Origin of the sequence: Corynebacterium sp. MSK006, assembly GCF_030232385.1 — a bacterium.
Classification (GTDB): domain Bacteria; phylum Actinomycetota; class Actinomycetes; order Mycobacteriales; family Mycobacteriaceae; genus Corynebacterium; species Corynebacterium frankenforstense_A.
The window spans coordinates 231,331-250,538 of sequence record NZ_JASPJZ010000002.1 but is presented as its reverse complement, the minus strand read 5'-3'; the positions used below and the strand labels follow the sequence as shown (position 1 = coordinate 250,538).

11 protein-coding genes and 2 pseudogenes are annotated in these 19,208 nt (G+C 69.4%); 7 read left to right on the top strand and 6 right to left on the bottom strand.

Annotated elements, in window-relative coordinates:
* The first annotated feature begins 49 nt into the window (after window positions 1–49).
* A complete protein-coding gene (araA, locus tag QQA02_RS02505) occupies window positions 50–1,558 on the top strand; it encodes an L-arabinose isomerase (protein WP_284863207.1) in 1,509 nt (502 codons plus the stop codon).
* 169 nt (window positions 1,559–1,727) lie between these two features.
* Here araA and QQA02_RS02500 read toward each other — a convergent pair whose 3' ends face one another.
* The 4 genes and pseudogenes from QQA02_RS02500 to QQA02_RS02485 all read right to left on the bottom strand — a co-directional run bounded on the left by QQA02_RS02500 (window position 1,728) and on the right by QQA02_RS02485 (window position 7,709).
* On the bottom strand, window positions 1,728–4,556 hold the full coding sequence (locus QQA02_RS02500) for a DNA methyltransferase (RefSeq protein WP_284863205.1): 2,829 nt from the start codon (window positions 4,554–4,556) through the stop codon (window positions 1,728–1,730).
* A 108-nt stretch (window positions 4,557–4,664) separates the two neighbouring features.
* Complete coding sequence (locus QQA02_RS02495; protein ID WP_284863204.1) at window positions 4,665–5,171, bottom strand: alpha/beta fold hydrolase; 507 nt, start codon at window positions 5,169–5,171, stop codon at window positions 4,665–4,667.
* Window positions 5,172–5,469: 298 nt separating this feature from the next.
* Window positions 5,470–6,766, bottom strand: a pseudogene (locus QQA02_RS02490) (acetyl-CoA C-acetyltransferase).
* A 148-nt stretch (window positions 6,767–6,914) separates the two neighbouring features.
* Window positions 6,915–7,709 (bottom strand): IclR family transcriptional regulator domain-containing protein, encoded by a 795-nt coding sequence (locus QQA02_RS02485; protein ID WP_284863203.1) that lies wholly within the window; start codon window positions 7,707–7,709, stop codon window positions 6,915–6,917.
* A 113-nt stretch (window positions 7,710–7,822) separates the two neighbouring features.
* On the opposite strand from QQA02_RS02485, the pseudogene QQA02_RS02480 reads away from it, so the two are divergent.
* From QQA02_RS02480 to clpX, 3 genes and pseudogenes are all read left to right on the top strand, one after another.
* Window positions 7,823–8,578, top strand: a pseudogene (locus QQA02_RS02480) (CoA transferase subunit A).
* A complete protein-coding gene (locus QQA02_RS02475; protein WP_284863202.1) occupies window positions 8,575–9,222 on the top strand; it encodes a 3-oxoacid CoA-transferase subunit B in 648 nt (215 codons plus the stop codon). Before QQA02_RS02480 ends, QQA02_RS02475 begins: the two are co-directional and overlap by 4 nt.
* A 190-nt stretch (window positions 9,223–9,412) precedes the next feature.
* On the top strand, window positions 9,413–10,702 hold the full coding sequence (gene clpX / locus QQA02_RS02470; protein ID WP_284863200.1) for an ATP-dependent Clp protease ATP-binding subunit ClpX: 1,290 nt from the start codon (window positions 9,413–9,415) through the stop codon (window positions 10,700–10,702).
* 149 nt (window positions 10,703–10,851) lie between these two features.
* Here the strand turns inward: clpX and QQA02_RS02465 are convergent, their stop codons facing one another.
* Window positions 10,852–11,664, bottom strand: coding sequence for a TetR/AcrR family transcriptional regulator (locus QQA02_RS02465; protein ID WP_284863198.1), 813 nt, complete (start codon window positions 11,662–11,664; stop codon window positions 10,852–10,854).
* A 346-nt stretch (window positions 11,665–12,010) separates the two neighbouring features.
* Here QQA02_RS02465 and QQA02_RS02460 point away from each other — a divergent pair, with 346 nt between their 5' ends.
* The gene (locus QQA02_RS02460) at window positions 12,011–12,985 is read left to right on the top strand and encodes a malate dehydrogenase (RefSeq protein WP_284863197.1); all 975 of its coding nucleotides are present in this window, start codon (window positions 12,011–12,013) and stop codon (window positions 12,983–12,985) included.
* Window positions 12,986–13,146: 161 nt separating this feature from the next.
* Window positions 13,147–14,667, top strand: coding sequence for an Hsp70 family protein (locus tag QQA02_RS02455; protein WP_284863196.1), 1,521 nt, complete (start codon window positions 13,147–13,149; stop codon window positions 14,665–14,667).
* A gap of 25 nt (window positions 14,668–14,692) precedes the next feature.
* On the opposite strand, the gene QQA02_RS02450 is transcribed toward QQA02_RS02455, so the two are convergent.
* Entirely contained in the window at window positions 14,693–16,288 is a 1,596-nt protein-coding gene (locus QQA02_RS02450) for an MFS transporter (RefSeq protein ID WP_284863194.1), read from the bottom strand.
* A 200-nt stretch (window positions 16,289–16,488) separates the two neighbouring features.
* On the opposite strand from QQA02_RS02450, the gene QQA02_RS02445 reads away from it, so the two are divergent.
* Complete coding sequence (locus QQA02_RS02445) at window positions 16,489–19,203, top strand: valine--tRNA ligase (protein ID WP_284863192.1); 2,715 nt, start codon at window positions 16,489–16,491, stop codon at window positions 19,201–19,203.
* Window positions 19,204–19,208: the final 5 nt, after the last annotated feature.

Genomic DNA, 19,208 nt, shown 5'->3' with positions numbered 1-19,208 from the left:
GCGGAACTCCACACTCACCTGACCCCTGACCGACACTGAAAGGAAAACAATGAAGAACCCATTCCAGGGCAAGGAAATCTGGTTCCTCACCGGATCCCAGCACCTCTACGGCGAGGAAACCCTCAGGCAGGTCGCCGACCAGTCCCAGAACGTGGTCGAGACCCTCAACGCGGCCGAGGACATCCCCGTCCGCATCGTGTGGAAGCCCACGCTGACGGACTCGGAGTCCATCCTGCAAACGATCTTGGACGCCGGATCTGACGACAACGTCATCGGCGTCATCGCCTGGATGCACACCTTCTCGCCCGCGAAGATGTGGATCCGTGGCCTCGATGCCCTGCGCAAGCCCCTCCTGCATCTGAACACGCAGGATGACGCGCAGCTGCCGTGGGGCACGATCGACATGGATTTCATGAACCTCAACCAGGCCGCGCACGGCGACCGCGAATTCGGCTACATCCTCACGCGCATGGGGATTCCGCGCGTAACGGTCGTCGGGCACGCCTCCGAGGAGCGGGTCACCGCCCGCATCGGTAACTGGGCGCGTGCTGCAGCCGGCATCAGCGAGGCGCGCAGCCTTCGAATGGTGCGCTTCGGCGACAACATGCGCAATGTGGCGGTCACCGAGGGCGACAAGACGGAGGCGGAGATCGTCTTCGGTACCTCCGTCAACACCTGGGGAGTCAACGACCTCGTGGCTGCCGTCGAGGAAGTGAAGGATTCCGACGTCGACGAGCTCATCGAGGAGTACCAGGAGCTGTACGAGATCCAGGAGGAGCTCCTCCCGGGCGGGGACCGGCATGATTCGCTGCGATACGCCGCCAAGCAGGAGATCGCCATGCGTGGCTTCCTGGAAGCCGCCGGTGCCTGGGCGTTCACCGACACCTTCGAAGACCTCGGTGCCCTCAAGCAGCTGCCCGGGCTGGCGGTGCAGCGCTTGATGGCCGACGGTTACGGCTTCGGTGCGGAGGGCGACTGGAAGACCGGCCTCTTGATCCGCATCGCGAAGGTCATGGGCTACGGCCTTCCCGGCGGGGCCAGCCTGATGGAGGACTACTGCTACAACATGGTCCCCGGCAAGGAGAAGATCCTGGGCGCCCACATGCTGGAGGTCTGCCCGTCTCTGACTTCGGCAAAGCCGAAGATGGAAATCCACGAGCTGGGAATCGGCAACCGGCACGATCCGGTGCGCCTGGTCTTCGACACCGACCCGGGCCCTGGCGTTGTGCTCGCCTGGTCGGACCTGCGGGACCGCTTCCGACTCACCGCCAACACGGTCGACGTGGTTGAGCCCGACGAGCCGCTTCCGAATCTGCCCGTCGCTCGAGCGGTCTGGGAGCCGCACCCCGACCTCAACACGTCGGCCACCTGCTGGCTGACCGCCGGCGCCGCCCACCACACCGTCCTGTCGACCCAGATCGATGTCCAGGTGTGGGAGGACTTCGCGCGCCTGGCCGGTGTGGAGCTCGCCGTCATCGACAAGGAGACGACGGTCAGGGACTTCGAGCAGTCGCTGCGCTGGACCGCGGTATACCACCGGATCAACCAGAAGTTCTAGACGTGGTTGGGTCTTAGCCCAATTATCGCCCTGAGCGCCGACCGGGCCGATCATCCTCAGAAGGTGATCGGCCCGGTCAGCTTTTGTTGATGGTCGGGTTGACGGCCGTTCCAAGCCTGTCGCTCCCAGCCGGTGTCCGGCTGCCAGGACGGCGGCGGAGGCTGGATTACTAGGCGTCTTCGGCGGTGGCCTCGTTGTAGAGCTGGAAGAGGTGTTCCAGAATCTTCTGCTCGTCGCCGCCGAAGTCCACCCCGTAGGCCTGTTCGACGGCCGCGTCGAGGTTCTTGTGCGCCTGCATGAGAGCGGGGTAGAGGAAGTCGTTGTCCGGGTCGTAGAGCTGGGCGATCGTCGCGCCCTCGTACTCCTTGCGCGCGTCCAGGACTGCCTGGGCACACGCCTCGATCTGGGCCTTGTGCTTGTCGTCGACCTCGGGCCAGATGAAGTCGTTGTAGACAACGCCTCCGGAGTAGCGATAGTCACTCTTAAGTCGTCCTCCGACGCGGCGCATCCAGGTGTTGTGGATGTGGGAGTGGAGGACCCCGAATTCGTAGAGGCCAGCGTCCGGAATAAGAAAAACCAGATCGCTGCAGAAGGCGTCAGGGGTCACAAATCCTAGGGGAATGTAGCGGCGTCTTTCTGAAGAAACCTTCGGTATAAGAATCGAGGTACCGTCCGGGATATTCTCCACGTGAAACCGGGTAGGGGTCTCGGCGATTTTACGGGTCGGAGCGCTCTTGCTGGCGGCGCGGTACTCGCGGACGGCTCGGGCGCGCTCCAGGGACTTGGGTAGCAATTCCAGCTCTACCGGGGAAAGGTCGCCCAGCCAAAGGACCCAGCGCTCGATGCCCTTGATGAACTCCTGGGATCCGTACCAGCGGTGGAAGAGGGGCTCTGCAGCTGGCTCCTCAGCCAGGAAGTCCGCCTTCTCCTCGGGGGTGAAGAGGTAGTTTCCGCCGTCGATCGGCTTGTTGCCGATGCCGATCCTAGGCACGGCACACAGCGGCCTGCGTCTGCTCCACACGAAGGCGTAGGGCGCGTCGACCAGGTAGGCGTTGAGCTGCGTCGGGTGTTGCTCGATGCCCTCGGCATCCACCGTCGGGTGGTGGAACAGTCGCTTGGGGGTGCCCGCTCTCTTCCTGCCTTGCCGGGTCTCGTCCTTGGAGAAGCCGACGATCACGCAGAAGACGTGGGCCTGATCCTCCGCCTCGTTCGCCCAGCGGAAGGTGTCGTGGGCGAAGTCGATGCGTACGCCCGCCTGGTGGATCGGCCACCAGATGTTGGCCACCTGCTCGCCCTGGCAGATGGAGTTCGTCGAGACGAAGGCGCAGCGGATCGGGTGGTCTTCGATGTAGTCGGTGGCCTTGATGTACCAGCCCGCGACGTAGTCGATGTTGCCCACGTTGCGCGTCCCCGGAGGGAAGACGGCCTTGAGCTCCGCCTTCTGCTCCTTGGTCTGGTTGCGTGCGCCCAGGAAGGGTGGGTTACCCACCACGAAGTCACAGTCCCCGGCCGGAAGGACCTCATTCCAGTCCATGGCCAGCGCGTTGGCCCGCACCACGTTAGCGGAGTCGGTCAGGGGAAGATCTTCGATGTTGCGGGAGATCAGCGTGGAGGTCTCCGCGTTCGCCTGCAGCTCGGCGATCCACAGGGCGGTCAGGGCGACATTGACCGCGAAGTCATTGATCTCAATTCCGTGGAACTGGCGCACGCTGACTTTGATCGGGCTGCCGCCCTCGATGTCCTCGAAGCCCATCGCCGTCTGCCCGTCCTCGGTCAACTCCGTGAGTACCTTGTTCTCGAGCCGGCGAAGGGAGATGTAGGTCTCCGTGAGGAAGTTTCCGGAGCCGCACGCCGGGTCCAGGAAGTTGAGGGACCCCAACTTCTCGTGGAACGCTTCCAGTCGGTTGCGCCGCGCCCGGTCGCCGAGCGTCGCGTCGGTGAGGTAGCCGTCCAGCTCGGCGGTCAGCTCGTCCAGGAAAAGAGGGTCGATGAGTCGGTGGATGTTCTCCGGAGAGGTGTAGTGCATGCCGCCGGCGTGGCGGGTCTCCGGGTTCAGGGTGGACTCGAAGACGCCGCCGAAGACGGTCGGGGAGATCTGTGACCAGTCGGTCTTCCGACTGACCTCTTTGAGCAGATGCGTCCGTATTTCCTCGCTGAAGGGCGGGATTTCCTCCTCGACGGCGAACAGGCCGCCGTTGACGTAGGGGAAGCGTTTGAGCGCCTCCGGGTCGTAGGGGTCGCGCTGGTCCAGGGGCGTATCGAGCACGCGGAAGAGACGCTTGAGCCCGTCGCGTAGGAAGTCGGCGGAGAGGCTCTCGACGTAATTGTGGAACGCGTCTTTGCGGAAGAGCCCGGCGTCCTCGGCGAAGAGGCAGAAGACCAGACGGACACACAGGACATTGAGGCTGTGCTGGTTGCCCGACGAATCCGGATCCAGGTACTGCCCGCGCAGCATCTCGTGCAGCTTGCCGATGAGTGCACCGGCCTCGACCGAGACTTCTTTCTCCCGCTCGCGGCGCTTGGCCTCCGGGTCGATCAGGAAGCTGAGCAGGTGCCACTGATCGGGCAATTCCGCCAGGCGTAGCGAGGCGTAGGGATGCTCCGGGTGCTCGTCGTTGAGGCTGTGCAGCCGGAATTCATCGAAGTTGCAGACGATGATGTAGTCGGGCCGCTTGGAGTTCGGCAGGCTGTCCGCGTAGTTCTTCGCCTGCTCGAAGGGAGTGACCATCTGGCCCTGCCGCAGTTCCGGCCGGTCCAGGTCTACCTCCAACGACTTCTGTTCGATGATGGTCTTCGCGTCCGGGATGACCACGTCGATCCAGCCGTGCTTGCTGGTCCTTGTCTCGAAGTGGACACCGGCGGTCGTGTCCGCCATGCCCAGGACATCCCTCATCAACTCGAGCCAGAACTTCTGGGTGTCCGACTTCTCGTTGCCCGTGCCCGTCCACTCCTGGGCGAAGGCGAGGGCGGCTCTCTTGATTTCGGTTGGGCTGGGCACTGGGTGGAACCTCGGCGGGCTGGGAGACAACGATGGTTCCAGATTATCCGTAACCGGCGGTCAGGGGTGTTCAGCGCGAGGAGCCGTCCCCACTACCCCAATGTTGCCTCAACCCAGAAACTCCGTCAGCGCGGCGTTGACCTCCTCCCGGGCCTCGAAGGTGGGCACGTGGGCGCCGGGCACCACGACCGACTCCACCGGCCCGGCCACCCCGGCCGCGATCTCCGCCAGCCGCTCCGGCGGGGTGGACACGTCCTGCGCGCCCGCGACCGTGAGCACCGGGCAGGCGATCCGGCCCAGCCAGGCGGCGGAGTTGAAGCCGGCGAGCACCCGGGCGTAGACCGCGTAGCCCGCCCCGTCGGTGGCCGCGATCATCGCGCGCAGCCACTCAGTGGTCGCGCGGTGGCGCCGCGCGAAGTCCTCGCTCACCCACAGCCCCAGCACGCCCTCGACCATCGGGGCCATGCCCTCGGCGGCCGTCAGCTCGGCGCGCCCGGTCCACTTCTCCGCCCCGCCGAAGCTGGTCGCCGTGCACGCCAGCGCCAGGCGGCGCACCCGCTGCGGGGCCGCGGCGGCAACGGCCTGCGCGATCGCCCCGCCCAGCGACAGGCCCACCAGGTCGAAGGCGTCGACGCCGCGGCGTCGAGCGTGGTGAGCACCTCGGCGACTACGCCGTCCATCGTCTCCGGCGCCCCGGGCACCACGGGCGCGCCGCCGTGGCCGTGGTAGTCCAGCGCGAGCACCCGCCGGTGGCGCGCCAGGAGGTCCAGCTGGGGCAGCCACATCCGGTGACCGGAGGCGATCGAGCCCAAAAAGACCACCGGAGGCTGGTCCGCGGCGGGCGGGGTGGCGCGGGCGTCGGCAAGCACGCCGGCGTCGCGCCGCGCCGTAGCTGTGAATCCGCAGTGTCACCTCAGGGCTCCTTCTTCTGCTCGCGCGTCGTGTCGTCGTCGCGCTCGAGCACCGCCGCCAGGCCCTGCCCACCGCCGATGCACATGGTCACCAGCGCGCGCCGGCCGCCCGTGCGCGCCAGCCGGTGGCCCCCGACGCCGACCACAACTCAACACGCAACACCGGCCGCCCGTGCGCGCCAGCCGGTGGCAGGCGGTGACCAGCATGCGCGCGCCCGTCGCCCCCACCGGGTGGCCCAGCGAGATGCCCGAGCCCAGCGGGTTGAGGCGCTCGTCCTCGGCGTCCAGGCCCCACTCGTCGAGCACGGCCAGTGCCTGGGCGGCGAACGCCTCGTTGAGCTCGATGAGGTCCATCTCATCCAGGGAGAGCCCGAGCCGGTCGAGCACCTTGGCGGTGGCCGGCACCGGCCCGATGCCCATCGTCTCCGGGGCGACCCCGGCCACGGCCCAGCCGGCCAGTCGGGCGGTGGGGGCAAGCCCCAGCTCCGCTGCGCGGGCCCGCGTGGTCACCACCATCGCCGCCGCGCCGTCGTTCTGCCCGGAGGCGTTGCCGGCGGTCACCGTGGCCTCCGCGTCGGTACGCCCCATGACCGGGCGCAGCCGGGCGAGCGTGTCGGTGGTGGAGTCCGCGCGCGGATGCTCGTCGCGGTCGACCACCACGTCCTCGCCCTTGCGCCGCGGCACTGTCACGGGCACGATCTCGGCGTCGAAGGCGCCCGCCTCCTGCGCGGCGACGGCCCGGGCATGGCTGCGCGCGGCCAGCGCGTCCTGGGCGGCGCTGCTGACCGAGTGGGTCCGCCGCAGGTTCTCGGCCGTCTCGATCATGCCGCCGGGGATCGGGTGCCCGCGCCCGCCGGCCTTCTCGCGGGCCTCGGCGAGCCGGTCGCGAAAGACCATGTCGCCGCCCTTCTTTCCCCAGCGCACATCGGCGTCCACGGTGTACTCGGTGCGCGACATGCTCTCCGCGCCGCCGGCGATGATCAGCCCGGCGGTCCCGGAGGCGACGTGCGCGGCGGCGGTGGCCACGGCCTGCAGCCCGGATCCGCAGCGGCGGTCCAGCTGCATGCCGGGCACCGATTCGCCCAGCCCGGCGTCGAGGGCGACCACCCGGCCCAGTGCCGGCGCGGCGCCGTTGGGGGAGGCTTGGCCGAGGATGACGTCGTCGACGTCCTCGGGTGCGATCCCGGTGGCCTCGACCACCGCGCGCACGGCGGCGACGGCCAGGTCCTGGGCTTCGAGGTCGCGGAAGACGCCGCCGTAGCGGCTCACGGGGGTGCGCCGCGGCGCGCACAGCACGATGTCGCCGGTGGCAGGCGGGCGGAAGTTGGTGGGGTTCTCGGTCACGGGGTGCTCCTCTACAGGCTCGGGCGCCGGGGTGGGGGTACTCGGGACTGGGATTCGGGTCGTGTGTGCGGTGGGGTCGTAGGCGGGGCCGCCGCGGTCGCGGTCAGGGCCGGGTGGCCGCGACGTCGGCGCTGATGGCCGCGGCCGCCTGCTGCAGCCGGGGGATGAAGCACCGGTGCAGCTCGTCGAGGTCGTGGGTGGCGGTCTGGGTGGAGACGTTGACGGCGGCGACGACGCGCCCGGAGGCGTCGGTGACCGGGGCGGCCACCGAGCGCAGCCCGGCCTCCAGCTCCTGGTCGGAGACGGCCCAGCCGCGGTTGCGCGCCATGGCGCAGTCGTTGACCAGCTTCTCGGTGTCCAGTGTCGTGCGGGAGGCCAGCCGGCGCGGGGGAGCATCGGCCAGCAGGCGGCGCAGCTCGGCCTCGTCGAGCGCGCCGAGCAGCACCCGGCCCATCGAGGTGGCGTGGGCGGGAAAGCGGGTGCCGATGGTGATGGAGACCGTCATGATCCGGCGCACCGGCACGCGGTTGACGTAGACGATCTCGGCACCGTCGAGCACGGCCATCGAGCAGGACTCGTCGAGGTCGCGCGAGCAGGTCTCCAGGTGCGGCTGCGCGACGGCCGGCAGGCCGAGGCCGGAAAGGTAGCTGTAGCCGAGCTCGAGGACCTTCGGGGTCAGCCAGAACTCGGAGCCGTCGGTGGCCGCGTAGCCCAGCGAGGCGAGGGTGCGTAAGAACCGCCGGGCGGTGGCGCGGGCCAGGCCGGTGGCCTCGGCGACCTGAGAGAGGGTCTGGCGCGGCGCGTCCGAGTTGAAGGCCCGGATGCCGGCCAGGCCGCGGGCGAGCGACTGGACGGGCCGGTCGGCGGTGTCGGGGGCGTCGGGCGACCTCGGAGGCATGTCGGGTGCTCCTGTCTTCGGCGTCGGTGCTGGTCGCGAGGTTTTCCCGCGACGGTGCCGTGCGCATAGTGAACGCACGTGCAATGTGTGAACTTCACTGTGCACTGCGCGGCATGATCGACAAGACAATTTCCACACCGCGGGCGGCCGTCCGCGACATTTCCGACGCCGCGACCGTCGCCGTCGGTGGTTTCGGCCTGGTCGGCATCCCCGCCCGCCTCATCGACGCGCTGCGCGAGCACCTCGCCGAAACAGGCGCCGGAGACCCGACCGTCATCTCCAACAACCTGGGCACCGACCGCTTCAGGCTCGGGCTGCTGCTCGAGGAGGGGCGCATCACCCGCTCGATCGGCAGCTACATCGGCTCCAACCGCGAGTACGCCCGCCGCTACCTCGAGGGCGAGCTCTCCGTCGAGTTCACGCCGCAGGGCACCCTGGCCGAGCGCATGCGCGCCGGCGGCGCCGGCATCCCGGCCTTCTACACCAAGGCGGGCGTGGGCACGCAGCTCGCCGAGGGCGGGCTGCCGGTGCGCTAAGCCCCCGACGGCTCGGTGGCGGAGACCTCCACGCCGAAGGAGACCCGCGAGTTCGGCGGCGAGCTCTACGTGCTGGAGGAGGCGATCACCGCCGACTTCGCCCTGGTCCACGCCGCCAAGGGCGACCGCTACGGCAACCTCGTCTTCCATGAGACGGCCCGCAACTTCAACCCGGACGCCGCCCGCTGCGCGGCGGTGACCATCGCCCAGGTCGAGCAGCTGGTGGACCGGATCGACCCCGACGAGATCCACGTGCCGGGCATCCACGTCGACCGCGTCGTGGTCGTCGGCCCCCAGGAGACCGGAATCGAGAACCGGACGGTGCGCAAGTGAGCTGGAACAGAGAACAGATGGCCGCCTGTGCCGCCCGCGAGCTCGAGGACGGCCAGTACGTCAACCTGGGCATCGGCATCCCCACGCTGATTCCCGGCCACATCCCGGACGACGTTGAGGTCGTCATCCACTCCGAGAACGGCGTGCTCGGCGTCGGCCCCTACCCGCGGGAGGACGAGGTCGACCCCGAGCTGATCAACGTCGGCAAGGAGACGATCACCGTGCGCCCCGGAGGCTCCTTCTTCTTCTCCTCGGAGTCCTTCGGCATGATTCGCTCGAGGACCATCGACGTCGCCGTGCTCGGCGCGATGGAGGTCTCCGCCCACGGGGACCTGGCCAGCTGGATGGTCCCGGGCAAGATGGTCCGCGGCATGGGCGGGGCGATGGACCTGGTCCACGGCGCCAAGAAGGTCATCGTCGTCACCGACCACGTGACCAAGAAGGGCGCCCCGAAGATCCTCGAGCGCTGCGTGCTGCCGCTGACCGGCTCGCGCTGCGTCGACATGATCATCAGCTCGCACGCCGTCTTCACCGTGGACCCGCTCGAGGGCCTGACCCTCGTCGGGTGTGCCGACGGCGTGACCGTCGACGAGGTCCGCGAGCTCACCGACGCCTCCTTCGAGGTCGCCGAGGGTCTCGCCTGAGGCCGTCCACCCCCGCTCGGGAGGGCCGTCACGCCCCGTCGAACCGCCGCGCGCTGCGCGTTCGGGTGCCGTCGGCGCGGCCCGCTACAGTGGGGGCAGACGTCGCGGCGCCGCGCGGCTCACCGCACCCGGGGGCCGGCGCCGCAAAGGCCCTTTAATCCTCGACACGAAGTGAGACGTAGACCGGCTTATGGCACGTATGCAAGAAAGCGCCGACCTGCTCAAGTGCTCGTTCTGCGGGAAGACTCAGAAGCAGGTGAAGAAGCTCATCGCCGGCGGCGGTGTGTACATCTGCGACGAGTGCATCGAGCTGTGCAACGAGATCATCGAGGAGGAGATCGGCGCCGAGGCCGCCGCCGACGAGGAGAAGGCCCCGCGCCTGCCCCGCCCCAGCGAGATCGCGAAGTTCCTCGACGAGTACGTCATCGGCCAGGACGAGGCCAAGCGCACCCTTGCGGTGGCCGTCTACAACCACTACAAGCGCATCCGCGAGGCCGACAAGGCCGCCAAGGCCGGGCGCTCCTTGCGCGACGATGGCGACGACGTCGAGATCGCCAAGTCCAACATCCTCATGCTCGGGCCCACCGGCTCCGGCAAGACCTACCTGGCGCAGACCCTGGCGCGGCTTCTCGACGTCCCGTTCGCCATCGCCGACGCGACCAGCCTCACCGAGGCCGGCTACGTGGGCGAGGACGTGGAGAACATCCTGCTCAAGCTGCTGCAGGCCGCGGACTTCGACGTCCAGCGCGCCCAACGCGGCATCATCTACATCGACGAGGTCGACAAGATCTCGCGGAAGTCGGAGAACCCGTCGATCACCCGCGACGTCTCCGGCGAGGGCGTGCAGCAGGCGCTGCTGAAGATCCTCGAGGGCACGGTCGCCTCCATCCCGCCGCAGGGCGGGCGCAAGCACCCCAACCAGGAGTTCATCCAGCTGGACACCTCGAACATCCTGTTCATCGTCGCCGGCGCCTTCGCCGGCCTGGACAAGGTGATCCAGGACCGCGTGGGCAAGAAGGGCCTCGGCTTCGGCGCCGAGATCGAGACCGCCTCCGAGCGCGAGTCCAAGGACATCTTCGCCGAGGTCCGGCCCGAGGACCTGGTCAAGTTCGGCCTCATCCCCGAGTTCATCGGCCGCCTGCCCGTCGTGGCCACCGTGCGCAACCTCGACCGCGAGTCGCTGGTGGCCGTGCTCACCCGCCCGAAGAATGCGCTGGTCAAGCAGTACCAGCGCCTGCTGGCGATGGACGACGTCGAGCTCGAGTTCACCGACGACGCCCTCGAGGCGATCGCGGACAAGGCCCTCGAGCGCGGCACCGGAGCCCGCGGCCTGCGCGCGATCATGGAGGAGCTGCTGGTCCCGGTGATGTTCGAGATCCCGGACCGCGCCGACGCCGGGCGCGTGACCGTCACCGCCGAGATGGTGCGCGGCGAGGTCGGCCTCGAGGTCGAGACCACCGCCGAGGAGCGCTCCGCCTAGCGGGTCGCCGCCGCACAGACCCCCGAAAGAATGAGACGGCCGTCGCACCCGCGACGGCCGTCTCATTCATTCATGTGTAAATGTCTTTGCCTGACAACTACCCCCGTGCGACCGGCTTTCCGGCTCTCCCGCTGACGGCAGCTGGAGCGTCACCCGTAGATGACCGACGAGGAGGAGTCGTCCTCGCCGTAGATGGACGGGGTCGGGCCCGCGTCCTGCTCGCCGCCGGCCGGCGAGGCCGAGGAGTCGAGGTAGGATTCGTGGCCGTCGTCGGGGATGTTCGCGGTGAGGAAGGCCAGCACCACGTCGACCGCCATGCGGTGGGTGCCAGCGATGTTGCGCTCGGTGGACAGGTCCGCGCCGTAGAGGTTCAGCGCCGTGGCCTGGTCGGTGACCCGGCGGGCGAGCAGCGCGAAGACGAGGAAGTAGACGTCGAAGGCCGAGATGCCCGGGCGGAAGGCGCCCGAGTCCTGGCCGAGCAGCAGCAGGCGGTCCAGGTTGAGCAGGACCGGGGTGTGGTCGACCAGGGGAGAGAGCTCCGAGAGGTTCAGCACGCGCTGGACGTTCTCCATCTGGATCATCTTCACGGCCTCGGGGTGGGCCAGGAACTGCTCGTGGAGGGCGTCGATGATGGTGCTCACTCCCTCGACGGGGATGGCGGAGTCGACGTGCATCGCCTCCTCGGCGGGCTGCAGCAGGCGCACCGCCTCCGTCAGCGCCGCCTGGTAGAGGCCGCGCTTGTCACCGAAGTAGTAGTGGATCATGCGCTTGGACATCCCCGCGTTGCGCGCGATGCTGTCCAGCTTGGCCTCGGAGAAGGGCAGGCGGGAGAAACGCTCGAGCGCGACCTCGATGACCCGGCCGGTGGACTGGTTGTCCCCGTGGCCGGCCGTCTCCCCGTCGACGGGCTTATCGGTACGCGGCTCGGGGCTGTCTGTGTCGCGGAATGCGTCTGATGCCATCGGGGCAGTCCACTTCCTTCCGGGCCGGGATCAATTCCGCCCGCTCGTGCGGGCCTCGGGTGCTGCGGTTCGTCTGACCCGCCACGACTGTGCCCACGTCAGGCCCGAAACGGAAATACGCGCGGGGGCAGTACCAACGGTGTCAACCAAGCCTCATCCTAGGAAAACGGGACAGAATGGACTTCCCCACTACCAATTCGGGGGTGGTCGTCGGCGGTGTCCGGATGTGTGGTCTCAGGCTATTGTTGTTGGGGAGTACCGGCACATCCCACGGAAGAAGACTGAGAACCAGAAACAGACGGGCGTGCCCGGTACCGGACGCCTACCGAAAGGAATCCACACACTCATGACCAACCAGCCGAAGAAGATCGTAGTCACCGGCGCCGCCGGCAACATCGCCTACTCGCTGCTGTGGCGCATCGCCAACGGTGACGTCTACGGGCCCGACCAGCCGGTCGCCCTGTCCCTGCTCGAGATCCCGCAGGCCGTGGAGGCCACCCAGGGTGTGGCCATGGAGCTCAACGACTCCGCCTTCCCCCTGGTGAAGTCCATCGACATCACCGACGACGCCACGAAGGCCTTCGACGGCGCCAACGCCGCCTTCCTCGTCGGCGCGCAGCCGCGCGGCAAGGGCATGGAGCGCTCCGACCTGCTGGCCGCCAACGGCAAGATCTTCGGCCCGCAGGGCAAGGCCATCAACGCCGGCGCCGCGGACGACATCCGCGTCCTGGTCGTCGGCAACCCGGCCAACACCAACGCCCTGATCGCCCAGCACGCCGCCCCGGACGTGCCGGCCGAGCGCTTCACCGCCATGATGCGCCTCGACCACAACCGCTCCCTGTCCCAGCTGGCCGAGAAGATCGGCTGCGGCACCGAGGAGATCGAGAACGTCGTGGTGTGGGGCAACCACTCCTCCACGCAGTTCCCGGACATCACCTACGCCACCGTCGACGGCAAGCCGGTCTCCGAGCTGGTCGACCGGGACTGGTACCTCAACGAGTTCATCCCGCGCGTGGCCAAGCGCGGCGGCGAGATCATCCAGGTGCGTGGCAAGTCCTCGGCCGCCTCGGCCGCCTCCGCCGCCGTGGACCAGATGCGCGACTGGATCCAGGGCACCCAGAAGTGGGTCACCTCCGCCTTCCCGTCCGACGGCTCCTACGGCATCGAGGAGGGCCTGGTCTTCGGCCAGCCCGTCACCTCCGAGAACGGCGAGTTCAAGCTCGTCGAGGGCCTGGAGCTCAACGACTTCCAGCGCGAGCGCATCGCCGCCGGCGTCGAGGAGCTCAAGTCCGAGCGCGAGGCCGTCGCCGACCTGCTCTAGTCCGGGCGCGGCACAGCCGCCCCGAGGCCGTGACCGGTCTCACCGCCGGTCCCGCACACGCCCCCGCAGGCACATCCCGCGGGGGGTGTGGCGTATCTGTACCCCCGCGCCCCGGGCGCGTCGGCGGGTCAGGGCCGACGACGCGGGATAGCCTTTGGGCCATGAGATTCGGGGTCGATTTCGGAACCACCCGCACCGTCGCCGCCGTCGTCGACCGCGGCAACTATCCCGTCGTCCCCGTCGTGGACCCGGCGGGAGACTCGCACGACTACCTGCCGTCGGTGGTCGCCCTCGACGGCGCCGGCGGGCTGCTCACCGGCTGGGAGGCCGTCTTCTCGGAGTCGACGGCCCAGGCCCGCTCCTTCAAGCGCCTGCTCGGCGGGGAGCACACCACCGAGCAGACCCCGGTGCGCATCGGCTCGACCACCCGCCCGCTCGGCGAGGTGCTCGCCGCCTTCGCCGCGGACGTCGTCGCCACGCTGCGCGCCCACCAGCGCCTCGCCGGCGAGCCGGAGGATGCCGCGCCCGAGATCATGCTCGGCGTGCCCGCCCACGCCGGCAGCGCGCAGCGGCTGCTGACCATCGACGCCTTCGCCCGCGCCGGCGCCGAGGTCATCGGCCTGGTCAACGAGCCCTCGGCGGCCGCCTTCGAGTACACCCACCGCCACGGCACCACGCTCAACAGCCGGCGCAGCTCCGTGATCGTCTACGACCTCGGCGGTGGCACCTTCGACGCCACCCTGCTGCGTATCGACGGCCGCGTCCACCACGTCGAGCACTCCCTCGGCGTCAACCGCCTCGGCGGCGACGACTTCGACGAGGCGCTGCTCGGGCGCGCCCTCGAGATCGCCGGCCGCGACGGCGACGCGATGGGCCGCCGCGTGCGCACCCGCCTGCTCGAGGAGGCGCGCACCGCCAAGGAGCAGATCAAGCCGCAGACCCGCCGCATCGTGCTCGACCTGGGGGAGGGCGACGACGAGGACGTCGCGGTGGTGCCCGTCAAGGACTTCTACGCCCGGGCCACCCCGCTGGTGGAGCGCACCCTCGAGGTACTCGCCCCGATCGTCGGCACCGACGAGACGCTCACGGACACCGACATCGCCGGCGTCTACCTCGTCGGCGGCGCCAGCGCGCTGCCCCTGGTGCCGCGCATGCTGCGCGAGCGCTTCGGCCGGCGTGTGCACCGCTCCCCGCTGCCGACAGCCTCAACCGCGGTCGGCCTGGGCATCGCCGCCGACCCCGACTCCGACTACGCCCTGCGCGACCGCATGGCCCGCGGCATCGGCGTCTTCCGCGAGACCGACGCCGGCCGCGCGGTCAGCTTCGACCCGCTGGTCGCCCCCGGCCTGGAGGCCGACGAGGACGGCTTCGTGCGCGTGACCCGCCGCTACCGCGCCGCCCACAACGTCGGCGTCTTCCGCTACGTGGAGTACTCCGCCCTCGACGCCGAGCACGGCGCCCCCGGCGACCTGAGCCTCCTGGCCGAGGTCACCGTCCCCTTCGACCCGGCGCTCTCGGGTGCCGACGCCGCGCAGCTCGCCCAGGTGCGCGTCGAACGGCGTGCGGACGGCCCCGGCCCCCTGGTCGAGGAGACGGTCACCGTCGACCCCGACGGCATCGCCACGGTGTGCATCGCCGTCGAGGGCGTCGACGGCGTGGTCGAGGCGACCGTCGGCCGCTAGCCCCGGGCCCCGCTCCCGGAGCCGGCTACTCCGCTCGGGCGGTCACGGCCCGGTGGTTGCCGCCGCGGCGGCCGGTGCGCCAATAGGCCACAGCCACGCCCAGGCAGACCACCATGATCGCGCCGATGGTCAGGTAGGCCACCGCGATCGCGTCCGACCAGGCGCGTACGGACTCGGCCGCGCCCGCCGCGGCGCCGTCCGCGCCGGCGGCCAGGGCGAAGAAGATGCCCGTCATCATCGCGTTGCCGATGGCGGTGGTGATGCGCTGCACCGTCTGGGTCACCCCGCCGGCCACGCCGCCCTGGGCCGGCGGGACGTCGAGCATCGCCTGGGTCTGGTTGACCGAGGCCATCATGCCCTGGCCGATGCCCTGCACGCCGAACCCGACGGCCATCCACCACACGGACCAGCCCTGCGGGACCATGAGGGCCGCGCCGGCGGCGAGGCTGACGCCGAGGGCCATCATGCCCACGGCGAAGACCTGCAGGCCGCGACCGTAGTTGATGGCGTACTTTCCGGACCACAGCGAGGAGACCGCCGAGGCCGCCGCGTTGGGCAGGCCGATGACGCCGGCCAGCAGCGCCGAGCGGCCCAGGCCCTGCTGCAGGTAGATCGCCACCAGCGCGAAGACCGAGGTGATGCCCAGAAACTGCAGGGCGGCCACGGCGTTGCAGTAGCTGAAGGAGCTCAGCGTGAACAGCCGCAGGTCCACCATCGGGTCCCCGCCGCGCGCGGCGTAGCGGCGCTCCCAGAGGACCCAGCAGACGCCGGTGAACAGGGCCGTCGGCAGCAGCAGCCATATCATCGGGTGGTTGCGGGTTACGAAGGGCAGCATGATCATCACGACCGTGAGCACGAGCAGCACGGTGCCCACCGGGTCCAGGTCGATGCGGCGGGCCACCAGGTGCGAGCCTTTGCCCGCGTCGCGGCGGCGCCGCTCCGCGCCGAAGGGCAGCCACAGCAGCGCCGCGACCACGCCGGCGACGCCCAGCGGCAGGTTGATCAGGAACGTCGAGCGCCAGCCGGTCTGGCCGCCGAGCAGCTGGATGAGCACGCCGGCCATCACCGGGCCGAGCGCCACGGAGACCGAGATGACGAAGCCGAAGAGCGCGAAGGCCTTCGCGCGGGCCTGGCCGCGGAAGTACTGCTGGATGATGCCGGTGATCTGCGGGGAGAAGACGCCCGCGGCCAGCCCCTGCAGCACGCGCAGCACGTTGAGCACGCCGGCGTGGCTGACCAGGCCGCAGGCGGTGGAGGCCAGGGTGAACAACACCATGCCCACCGTGAACAGCTCCGCGCGCCCGATCAGGTCGCCCAGGCGCCCCGACGGCACGAGCGCGACACCGATGGCCAGCGCGTAGCCGGACAGGATCCACTGCAGCTCGGTGGAGGTCGCCCCCGTGGCCGTGGCGATCGAGCTGAGTGCGACGTTGACGGAGCTGACCTGGATCAGCGACATCGCCAGCGCGATCAGCAGCACCACGAGCATGAGGTTGCGGTTGTACCGCCGCGATGTGCCCACCACGCTGACCCACTTCGGGTCGTGCTTGGCCACCGCCGGCAGATGAGCACCCGGGTTCTGTGCCTTGTTTTCTTCCCTCTTCATCGACGATTCAGTCACGAGGAGCCACCCTACCCCCGTTACGGGTGGGCGCCGCGCGTGGTGAAGTCACCTGTGGTATTTACGTGACCCCGCCCGCGCCGCACGTGCGCAGTGGCAGGGGTCATGCGCGAGCGTCGTCAATCACGGGCCACACGCACACGCGCGGCGGCGCCGACCGGCGCGTTAACGCGCGCACCCGGCCGCTATGATGGGTCGCTGTGACTGACCAGAACGCCGCACACACCGACAACCGCGCCGACCTGCTGCCCAAGAGCTGGGACCCCAAGGAGCACGAGGTCGAGCTCTACCAGCGCTGGCAGGACCGCGGTTACTTCCACGCCGACCCCGCCAGCGACAAGCCGGCGTTCTCCATCGTGCTGCCGCCGCCGAACGTCACCGGCCAGCTGCACATGGGCCACGCGCTGGACCACACCCTCATGGACGGCCTGGCCCGCCGCAAGCGCATGCAGGGCTTTGAGGTGCTCTGGCTGCCCGGCATGGACCACGCCGGCATCGCCACCCAGTCCAAGGTCGAGGGCATGCTCGCCGAGACCGAGGGCAAGACCCGCCACGACTACACCCGCGAGGAGTTCGTGGAGAAGGTCTGGGAGTGGAAGGAGCAGTACGGCGGGCGCATCCTCAGGCAGATGCGCGCCATCGGCGACTCCGTCGACTGGGAGCGCGAGCGCTTCACCCTCGACGACGGCCTGTCGCGCGCCGTGCAGACCATCTTCAAGGAGCTCTACGACCGCGGCATGATCTACCGGGCCAACCGCCTGGTCAACTGGTCGCCGGAGCTGCGCACCGCCGTCAGCGACATCGAGGTCACCTACAAGGACGTCGAGGGCGAGCTGGTCAGCTTCCGCTACGGTTCGCTCAACGACGCCGAGCCGCACATCATCGTCGCCACCACGCGTATCGAGACGATGCTCGGCGACGTCGCCGTCGCGGTCCACCCCGACGACGAGCGCTACACCGACATGGTCGGCCAGACCTTCCCGCACCCCTTCCGCGACGACCTGACGCTGACCGTCATCGCCGACGACTACGTCGACCCCGAGTTCGGCACCGGCGCCGTAAAGATCACCCCGGCCCACGACCCGAACGACTACGCGATGGGCCTGCGCCACGACCTGCCCATGCCGCAGGTCATCGACGAGGACGGCAAGATCAACGGCACCGGCACCCGCTTCGACGGGCTGACCCGCGAGGAGGCCCGCGACGCGATCCGTGAGGCGCTGCGCGAGCAGGGGCGCATCGTCAAGGAGGTCCGCCCCTACGTCCACTCCGTCGGCCACTCCGAGCGCTCCGGCGAGCCGATCGAGCCGCGCCTGTCGCTGCAGTGGTTCGTCAAGGTCGACGAGTTGGCCAAGATGGCCGGCGACGCGGTGCGCTCCGGCGACACCACCATCCACCCGAAGAACCTCGAGCCGCGCTACTTCGACTGGGTCGACGACATGCACGACTGGACGATCTCGCGCCAGCTGTGGTGGGGCCACCGCATCCCGATCTGGTACGGCCCGGCCGACGCCGAGGGCAACCGCGAGATGGTCTGCTGCGGCCCCGACGACACCCCGCCGGAGGGCTGGGAGCAGGACCCGGACGTCCTGGACACCTGGTTCTCCTCCGCGCTGTGGCCGTTCTCCACGATGGGCTGGCCGGACTCCACCCCGGAGCTGGCCAAGTTCTACCCGACCTCCGTGCTGGTCACCGCCTACGACATCCTGTTCTTCTGGGTGGCGCGCATGATGATGTTCGGCACCTTCGCCGCCAAGATCACCCCGGAGATCCTCGGCGAGGGCACCGAGGGGCGCCCGCAGATCCCGTTCACCGACCTCTTCCTGCACGGCCTGGTCCGTGACGAGAAGGGCCGCAAGATGTCGAAGTCGCTGGGCAACGGCATCGACCCGATGGACTGGGTCGAGCGCTACGGCGCCGACGCCCTGCGCTTCACCCTGGCCCGCGGCGCCAACCCCGGCGTCGACCTGCCGGTGGGCGAGGACCACGCGCAGAGCTCGCGCAACTTCGCCACCAAGCTCTTCAACGCCGCGCGCTTCGCCCTGATGAACGGCGCGCACGTCGACCTGCTGCCGGACCGCGACGTGCTCACCGACGCCGACCGCTGGATCCTCGACCGCCTCGAGGAGGTCCGCGGCCGCGTCGACGCCTACTTCGACGACTACCAGTTCGCCAAGGCCAACGAGGAGCTCTACCACTTCGCCTGGGACGAGTTCTGCGACTGGTACCTCGAGATCGCCAAGACCCAGATCCCGCGCGACGGCGCCAACGTCGTCGGCGAGAACACCAAGATCGTCCTGGGCCGCGTCCTCGACGTGCTGCTGCGCCTGCTGCACCCGGCCATGCCGTTCGTCACCGAGGTGCTCTGGACCGCGCTGACCGGCGAGGAGTCGCTGATGAAGGCCTCCTGGCCGGGCGTGGCCGACACCAACGGCGGTGCGACCACCGACGAGGTCGCTGCCCGCCGCATCGCCGACGCGAAGACCCTGATCACCGAGATCCGCCGCTTCCGCTCCGACCAAGGTGTCAAGCCCTCCCAGAAGGTGCCCGCCCGCCTCGACTTCGCGGCGGCCGACCTGGTCGACCAGGAGGACCTGATCCGCTCCCTGGCCCGCGTCGAGGCCCCGGGCGAGGACTTCGACGCCTCCGCCTCGGTTGAGGTGCGCCTCAACCAGGCCACCGTCGAGGTTGCGCTGGACACCTCCGGCACCGTCGACAAGGCCGCCGAGCGTAAGCGCCTGGAGAAGGAGCTGGCCAAGGCCGAGAAGGAGCTCGAGACCACGGGCAAGAAGCTCAACAACCCCAACTTCGTGGACAAGGCCCCCGAGAAGGTGGTCAACGGCATCCGCGAGCGCCGCGTGATCGCCGAGGAGGAGGTCGCCCGCATCCGTCAGCGTCTGGAGGCGATGAACTGATGGCA